The organism is Staphylococcus simulans (assembly GCF_002902285.1).
GTDB classification, from domain to species: domain Bacteria; phylum Bacillota; class Bacilli; order Staphylococcales; family Staphylococcaceae; genus Staphylococcus; species Staphylococcus simulans.
This window is the reverse complement of sequence record NZ_PPRU01000008.1, coordinates 40158-48222: the sequence shown is the minus strand read 5'-3', so window position 1 is coordinate 48222 and position 8065 is coordinate 40158. Positions and strand designations below refer to the sequence as shown.

Sequence of the window (8065 nt, the reverse complement as noted above, 5' to 3'; positions counted from 1 at the left end):
CCAGCGTTCATCCTGAGCCAGGATCAAACTCTCCATAATAATTTATGATGTTTGACTAGCTCATAAAAACTAATTGTTTTAAAACGTCTTTAGGACGTTTGTTAATTTGGAATTAACGTTGACATATTGTCATTCAGTTTTCAATGTTCATTAAATGTTTCAATGGAGCGGGTGATGGGAATCGAACCCACAACATCAGCTTGGAAGGCTGAGGTTTTGCCATTAAACTACACCCGCATATATTCGTTAATTAATGAAATGTTGATGCGGCCGAGAGGACTTGAACCTCCACGGGATCTCTCCCACTAGGCCCTCAACCTAGCGCGTCTGCCATTCCGCCACGACCGCTTGGGTTTGATTTCATTAATCATTTATTTTAACAACGTACTCTATTGTAACACTCTCGTAATATCATGTCAATAACTTTTTAAAAGTTTTTAACATAGCGTTAAAGTTCGTTTCAAATATTTAATGTCGTTTTTTTTAGGACATGAACTATCATATAACATTCTCAGAGTTGAGTCAACACTAAAGTTCATATTTCCTTATTTTTATTTTAATCGTAGTAAAAAACCGAGCATCCAAGGCATAACACCTTAGATACTCGGTATTGATTACTATAATTTCTTTTGTAGTTTTAACTTGCCGTGACAATGACCACAAACCATCTTTCGTGTATTCACTTTTTTAATGCGCAAGAAAGATTTTTTGCATGATTGACATTGATATACATAGTTCGCTCGTTCTTCATAACTTTTAACAGCACTGCAAAATCTTGGTGCACCAACTTTTTGACTTAACTTCTTAAAATCTTTGTCTTTATGTTGGTAACCTCGTGTTTGCAGATGGAGATGATAATGACATAGTTCATGTTTGATAATATCAATAATAGCCGCTTCTCCAAACTGTTCATATTGTTTCGGATTGATTTCGATATTATGAGACTGCAACAAATATCTTCCGCCTGTTGTTCTTAACCTATTATTGAAATAAGCCTCGTGTTTGAATTCCCATCCAAATGATTGTCTGGAAATTTTCTCTGTAAGTTGTTGCAACTTCTCATTATCCATCCAGTTATTACTCATTAGGATTAATCATTGTCAATGAAATTTTATTTTTTACTGTATCTGTATCAAGTACCCAAACATCTACAATATCTCCTACATTGACAATATCCATTGGATTTTTCACGAAACGTTTCGCTAATTGAGATATATGCACTAAGCCATCTTGTTTAACACCGACATCTACAAATGCACCAAAGTCAACGACGTTTCGAACAGTACCGCTCAATTTCATTCCTTTGGTTAAATCTTCTAAAGATAATACGTTGGATTTTAAAATCGGCGTTTCATATTCATCACGTGGATCTCGATTAGGTGCTATCAACGCAGCCACAATGTCTTCTAAAGTTGGTAGACCTACGTTTAATTGCTCAGCAGATTGTTTTAAGTCTAGTTTGTTCAATACCTCTTTAAGATGTGTTGTACCTAGATCTTCTGCACTCAAACCTTGTTGCTCTAATAATTGATATGCAATCGCATAACTCTCAGGGTGAATTGATGTATTATCTAACGGTTCTTTACCATTTACAATACGTAAGAATCCGATACTTTGTTCAAATGTTTTAGGGCCTAGACGTTTTACTTTGGCAATTTGTTTGTGATGGTTAATGACACCATTTTCTTCGCGATAATCAATAATGTTTTGTGCGATTTGCGGTGATAAACCTGAAACATGTTGCAATAATGAACGTGAAGCTGTATTCACATCTACGCCAACTTGGTTAACGGCTGTTTCTACTACGAAATTTAAAGCATTTTCAAGTGCTTTTTGGTTAACATCATGTTGATATTGACCTACACCAATTGATTTTGGATCAATTTTTACTAATTCACTCAACGGATCTTGTACACGACGTCCTATGGAAACAGCACTTCTTTCTTCTACTTGGAAATCAGGAAATTCTGTTCTTGCGATTTCAGATGCAGAATAAACAGACGCACCCGCTTCGTTCACAATAATAAATTGAACATCTAAGTTATGTTTTTGAATTAAGTCAGCCACAAATTGTTCAGTTTCACGACTTGCCGTACCATTACCAATAGCTACTAATTTAACATCATAATCATTGATAAATTGTAAAAATGTTTTTTCTGCTTGCGCTGTTTTTGAAACTGGCGGATGCGGATACATCACACCTTTTGCAATAAATGTACCATACGGATTAATTACAGCCAATTTGCACCCTGTTCTAAATGCAGGGTCAACACCTAAAATTTGTTTTCCTTTCAATGGTGGTTGTAATAATAAATGTTTTAAGTTAACACTGAATACATCAATCGCATGATTCTCAGCTTTAGTCGTCAAATCAGTGCGAATTTCTCGCTCGATTGATGGCATAATCAAACGTTTCATACTATCTTTAATTGCCGCTTCAATATAAGTTGTACCTTCATGCTGACCTTTAATTTCTTGGCGTGCAATTTCTCTTTCTAATGAATCTGTATCCATTTCAATCTTCACTGATAATACTTTTTCTTTTTCGCTGCGATTCATCGCTAATATTCTATGGTTGGCTATTTTATGAATCGGCTCTGAAAATTCATAGTACATTTCATATGTCTTTTTCTCATCTTCTGCTTTTTTCTTTTTCTGACTTGTGATGAGTCCTCGTTTTTGTGTCTGTGTCAAAATTTTATTTCTGTATTTAGGATTATCAGAAACCCATTCTGCAATAATATCTTGTGCACCTGCTAACGCATCAGCAACTGATGTCACTTCTTCATTTAAAAATGCTTCTGCATAAGTTTTAGGTGATTGATCAATACTACTTTGCATCAACCATTTTGCTAAAGGCTCTAATCCTTTTCGTTTAGCTTCTGTTGCACGTGTTTTTTTCTTTTGTTTAAACGGTCTATATAAATCTTCCACACGTTGCAACTTCGTTTGTTTTAAAATATCCGCTTTTAACTGGTCATCTAATAAACCTTGTTGTTCTATGTTATGTAAAACTTCTTCTTTTCTCTTTTGAAGCTGTTCCATGTAATGATATTCGTCGGCAATCTTTTTAATTTCGACATCATCTAGTCCACCTGTACGCTCTTTTCGATAACGTGCGATGAATGGAACTGTGTTATTTTCTTCTAGTAATGCTAGCACTTCAGTAATTTGTTTTTTTGAAAAGTGATGTTGTTTTTCAATTGAGTTGATTAATTCGTTATTCAATATCTGCACCTCAAATTCATTTTCTTGTTTCCATAGTATCATAAGAATAGAAAAAGACTGAAATACATAATGTATCTCAGCCCTTTCTAAAGATTGCGATTCTTTATTTTCGGCATTATTTCTTCGCCGCTTGTTGTAACTTTTTAATTGCATTACGTTGCAATCGTGAGACATGCATTTGACTTAAGCCAATGCGTTCACCTGTTTCTTTCTGACTTAACCCTTCAATGAAAGTACATTGAATAATTTCACGTTCACGATCAGATAAAATAGGTAAGATTCTTTCTAAAATCATTCGTTTCTCGGTTAAATCATAACCATCTTCTTGCTCACCCATAATATCAAGTAACGTGACCGTTGAACCATCCTTATCTGCCTCAATGGAGTGGTCTACACTTAACGCATTGTAACTTTGTCCCATTTCCATCGCTTCTAATACTTCTTCTTCTGTAACTTCTAATCTATCTGCGATTTCGGCAATTGATGGCGAACGTTCAAGTTCATTTGTTAATTCATCAGTGGTCTTTTTAATTCTTGGACCAATTTCTTTGATACGTCTTGGAACATGAACGCTCCAAGTCTTATCTCTTAAGTATCTTTTAATTTCACCGATTACCGTAGGCACCAAGAAGGCTTCGAACTTTCTGCCAAAATTGATATCAAATCGATTTATGGCACCGATAAGTCCTACCATTCCTACTTGAACCAAGTCTTCATGGTGTGATTGTCCTTTTGAATATTTGAAAGCTAAAGATTCAATCAATTTTTGATAATGTCTGACAAGTTTGTCTTGGGCACTGGTATTTTCTTCATTCTGATGTTGTCTGATCCATTCGTTGATTTGTTGTGGTGAAATATCGTTAGTTGATTTCGACTCTTTCGCCATTATTGTGCACCTGCTCTTTTTTTATATACTTGATCATGCTTATCGTTACACCATTGTCCTTGTTTACTTTAACTTCATCCATCAATGACTCAATCAAGAATAAACCTAATCCGCCTTCTCTTAAGAAGTCTATATTTTCATTTTCACTGTATGGACCAAGTTCTTTTTTCTTCTCTTCGTAATCGAAGCTCTTGCCTTGGTCAGAAATAACAACTCTAATTTTATCATCGTAAATTTCAAAACATAAATAAATAGAGGGATCGATTTCTTCTTCTTTGTATGCATGTTTTACAGCATTTGTGACTGCTTCACTTACCGCAATTTTAGCATCTTCGATATCTTCATATGAAGCACCCGCACGTGAAAACACGCCCGATAATGTTAATCGGATTAAACTGACATATTCAGCTTGTGCCGGCAGCTTCATTTCAATTACATTCCGCTTCGCTTCCATGTCATTCTACCTCCGATCCTTCATTTACGTGCATCAAGTCGCTTAAACCTGTAATTTCGAATAAACGGCTGATACGTTCTGAAGCGCCGATAATATATAATTCTTTATCATTTTGATTTAATGCTTTCAATGTGCCTACAAATAAACCAAGTCCAGTGGAATCCATGTAACTTACATTCGTCAAGTTAACATATACGTCATGTGTACCCTCTTGTTTAATTGGTGTTAAAACTTGTTCCAATTCAGGTACAGTATAAACGTCTAGTTCTCCTCCGACTTTAATTTCATAATACCCATCATGTTCTTGTGTCTCTATATTCAAATTCATTCAGTGATACACTCCAGTCTGTTCATATTTCAAACACTAGTTTACCCATTTTGTTTAAAGGTTAATCATTTTTATTTAATTTACTCGCTTAATAATTAAGATTGTTAAGTCATCACGCTTGCCCGACTTTTGAATGCCAAGTAAATCTTCATACAATAACTGTACAATATCTTGCGGATGCAGATTTTTATACTTATGTATAAAATCTAATAAATAATCTGTCTCTATAAATTTACCGTTTTCATCCCTGATTTCAGTCACACCATCAGTAAAGATAATAATCAAATCATTTAAATGAATTTGAATTTCCTGCTGCTTGTAGCGTTCTAATTGTCTAACACCAAGCACACGCCCTTTAACAGAGATTTCTTCAAATCTGTCTTCGGCAGCTCTGAAAATATAACCTGGTTCATGACCTGCCGAACTACAGTATAACAAATGATTCATTTCTTCATATAAGCCATAGAACATTGTCACAAACATATCTTGGTTGACGTTTTTCTCAACTACACGATTCAGACGTTTTAAACCATCACTTGGTAATTGTGAATGCCCATATGAATCCATTCCGAATTTAATCATACTCATTGCGAGCGCTGCAGGAATACCTTTACCAATGACATCCGCTACCGCAAAACTCATCGTTCCATCTTTATGATCAATTAAATTAAAGTAGTCCCCACTTACTTTTTGCGCTGCAACAGAAATAACCCCAATTTGAATACTGTCGAATTGAGGTATCTCAGTTTGCAGCATCGTTTGTTGTAAACGTGAAGCTAAATCCATTTCTTTATCATGGTAATAGAGTTTATCTACCATTTCTTGATAATCTTGATAGCTATATCCGAAAATACTTGCGATAATTTTCAATAATTCAAATGTAGCGAAGACTTGTTCTTTAGTTAAGTCCATTTCTTTGGCACATTCTCTATGAATATCAAGTACATCTTCTGCATGGATATGTTTTTCTAAAATTTCTTGACCGAAGCCTTCAAATTGCTTAATAACCGTTTCCTTATTATAGGACTCTACATAAGACTTCATTAATTGCATATATCTTTTTTTGAAATTTTCCAATTGCGTTGTCCCTCTCTTTATACCAGTTTCGCCGTCTCCCCAGTAACCACACATACTTATTTAAATCTTGTTTGATGAAATAAAAAGAGGTCGAAAGTCACATTTCAGCACCATAGTAAAATGCTGTATCACACTATGATAAAAATCGAGCAATAAGCAAAGTTGCTAAGCAGGCTGAAAATGTTGCTTCACCTCTTTTAAATCGTTCATTTGAATGAACTGGATTGTTCAGCACAAACTGATACAACCACTTCTCATTTAGTTGTTTACACATATGATTGAAATCGGTTCCTAATTTTTATGTGTCAAGCCTAAACTAATTCCAATCGCGTTATCAATTTCTTTCATCTTCTCATCTGAAAGATAAGTCAATTTCTCTTTCAAACGTTTTTTATCAACTGTTCTAATCTGTTCAAGTAATATAACAGAATCTTTGTCTAATTTGTATTTACTCTTTTCAATTTCAACATGTGTTGGAATTTTCGCCTTATTAATACGCCCAGTAATCGCGGCTACAATTACCGTCGGACTGTACTTATTGCCAGTGTCATTTTGTATAATTACAACAGGTCTAACTCCCCCTTGTTCAGAACCTTGCACTGGTGATAAATCAGCTAAATAAACATCGCCTCTCCTCATCATTCATCCTTATCAAATGTAAGATAAGATTCATTGCAATCACAGGCTTCACATTCCACTGAAAATGCCTCCGTTGCTAGGGAGAGATTCAAATCAGCCATTTGTGAATAGCCTTCTTTTAATGACTGTTCCAAACTATAGCTTCTATTCTGATTAAAAGTTGACATAGGTAAGACCTCCAAGAAATAAAGAACTTCTAAACTAATATTCAAATTAATCATAACAAATTTCAAAATTCATGACCATACTATTTTTGCAATTCGTTGACAATATCAAATTCTTTTTCTGGTTCGTAGATTCTTGGCACACGTCTACCGATACGACAAAGCACTTCATAATTGATAGTTTGTTGTTGATGTGCCAATGAAGTTAATGATTCAGGTCCTTGATGTTCGCGGTTCAATAACGTTGCTGTATCCCCAACTTCAAATGTGTCATCTTCTGGTAAAACCACCATCATTTGATCCATACAAACACGTCCGATAATTTCACAATGATGGCCATTGATTTCTACTGTTGCTCCTTGCATGATGCGTGGGAATCCATCTGCATAACCCACACCTAAAATAGCGATTTTCAATGCTCGGTCAGCAGTAAAGGTAGAACCATAGCTGACAGTATCCCCTAAGTTTAAACGTTTGATTTCCATAATTTCGGTTGCCCAGTAAGCGCTTGGATAAAGCACTGCATTTGTCACTTCTTCTACATATTCAGACGGGTAATAACCATATAACGAAATACCAGTACGCACCATATTACAAATAGGTGCTTCATGCAGAATTGTACCTGCAGAATTTTGAGAATGGACATAAGGAGGATGTGGTAATGTATTCACCCAATCTTCAAATAATTGGTATTGTTCATGTGTATGTGGTGAATCTTCATCTGCTTGCGCAAAATGAGTAAACACACCTTCAAAAACTAATTGATCATGTTGATTGATTGTATCAACGATTTTTTGATAATCCTCAAGTGTCTTAATACCTAGGCGCCCCATGCCTGTATCAATTTTGACATGCAGCCATAAATCTTTTTTATTTTCAGGCTCAATCTGCTCTATTACCGCTTCCAACCATTGGTATGAAGGAACGGTTAATGCAACACGATGTTGAATCGCTTTATTAATATCATTCGGCATAACGACACCTAATATTAAAATTTTGGCGTCTATCCCATGCATGCGCAATTCAATTGCTTCGTCTAATGTAGCGACCGCAAAAAATTCTGCACCGTGTTTTTCTAGATAATGTGCAACTTTCACACTGCCCAGTCCATATGCATTTGCTTTAATGACAGGCATTACTGTTTTGTTTGGTTGTAGTTTTCCTAGTACTTGGTAGTTTTTTAAAATCGCTTCTAAGTCTACCTTTAAATACGTAGGGCGATAAAATTTATCCGCCATAGCGTCATCTCCTTTAACCAAGTAAAATGTATTACTACTATAATACTTTCT

At 35.2% G+C, this 8065-nt stretch carries 9 protein-coding genes and 2 tRNA genes; all 11 read right to left on the bottom strand.

Features of this window, described 5'->3' with window-relative positions:
• Positions 1–163: 163 nt before the first annotated feature.
• The 11 genes from CD112_RS02110 to alr all read right to left on the bottom strand — a co-directional run bounded on the left by CD112_RS02110 (position 164) and on the right by alr (position 8014).
• Positions 164–237 (bottom strand) — tRNA-Gly (locus CD112_RS02110).
• A gap of 28 nt (positions 238–265) precedes the next feature.
• Positions 266–348, bottom strand: a tRNA-Leu gene (locus CD112_RS02105).
• A gap of 269 nt (positions 349–617) precedes the next feature.
• A complete protein-coding gene (locus tag CD112_RS02100; protein ID WP_060804066.1) occupies positions 618–1070 on the bottom strand; it encodes a SprT family protein in 453 nt (150 codons plus the stop codon).
• Positions 1071–1077: 7 nt separating this feature from the next.
• Positions 1078–3228 carry a Tex family protein gene (locus CD112_RS02095; protein ID WP_103363764.1) on the bottom strand — a complete coding sequence of 717 codons (2151 nt, stop codon included), beginning with the start codon at positions 3226–3228 and terminating at the stop codon, positions 1078–1080.
• 115 nt (positions 3229–3343) lie between these two features.
• Positions 3344–4114, bottom strand: coding sequence for an RNA polymerase sigma factor SigB (gene sigB, locus CD112_RS02090; RefSeq protein WP_002481747.1), 771 nt, complete (start codon positions 4112–4114; stop codon positions 3344–3346).
• A complete protein-coding gene (rsbW, locus tag CD112_RS02085; RefSeq protein WP_023016096.1) occupies positions 4089–4568 on the bottom strand; it encodes an anti-sigma B factor RsbW in 480 nt (159 codons plus the stop codon). Before rsbW ends, sigB begins: the two co-directional genes overlap by 26 nt.
• A 1-nt stretch (position 4569) precedes the next feature.
• Complete coding sequence (locus CD112_RS02080; RefSeq protein WP_002481749.1) at positions 4570–4896, bottom strand: anti-sigma factor antagonist; 327 nt, start codon at positions 4894–4896, stop codon at positions 4570–4572.
• Positions 4897–4971: 75 nt separating this feature from the next.
• On the bottom strand, positions 4972–5973 hold the full coding sequence (locus tag CD112_RS02075) for a SpoIIE family protein phosphatase (protein ID WP_002481750.1): 1002 nt from the start codon (positions 5971–5973) through the stop codon (positions 4972–4974).
• Between the two features lie 291 nt (positions 5974–6264).
• On the bottom strand, positions 6265–6615 hold the full coding sequence (locus CD112_RS02070) for a type II toxin-antitoxin system PemK/MazF family toxin (protein ID WP_031262808.1): 351 nt from the start codon (positions 6613–6615) through the stop codon (positions 6265–6267).
• Positions 6612–6779, bottom strand: a complete 168-nt coding sequence (gene mazE / locus CD112_RS02065) for a type II toxin-antitoxin system antitoxin MazE (protein ID WP_023016097.1) — start codon at positions 6777–6779, stop codon at positions 6612–6614. Before mazE ends, CD112_RS02070 begins: the two co-directional genes overlap by 4 nt.
• 80 nt (positions 6780–6859) lie before the next feature.
• Positions 6860–8014, bottom strand: coding sequence for an alanine racemase (alr, locus tag CD112_RS02060; protein ID WP_070626485.1), 1155 nt, complete (start codon positions 8012–8014; stop codon positions 6860–6862).
• Between the last annotated feature and the right edge of the window lie 51 nt (positions 8015–8065).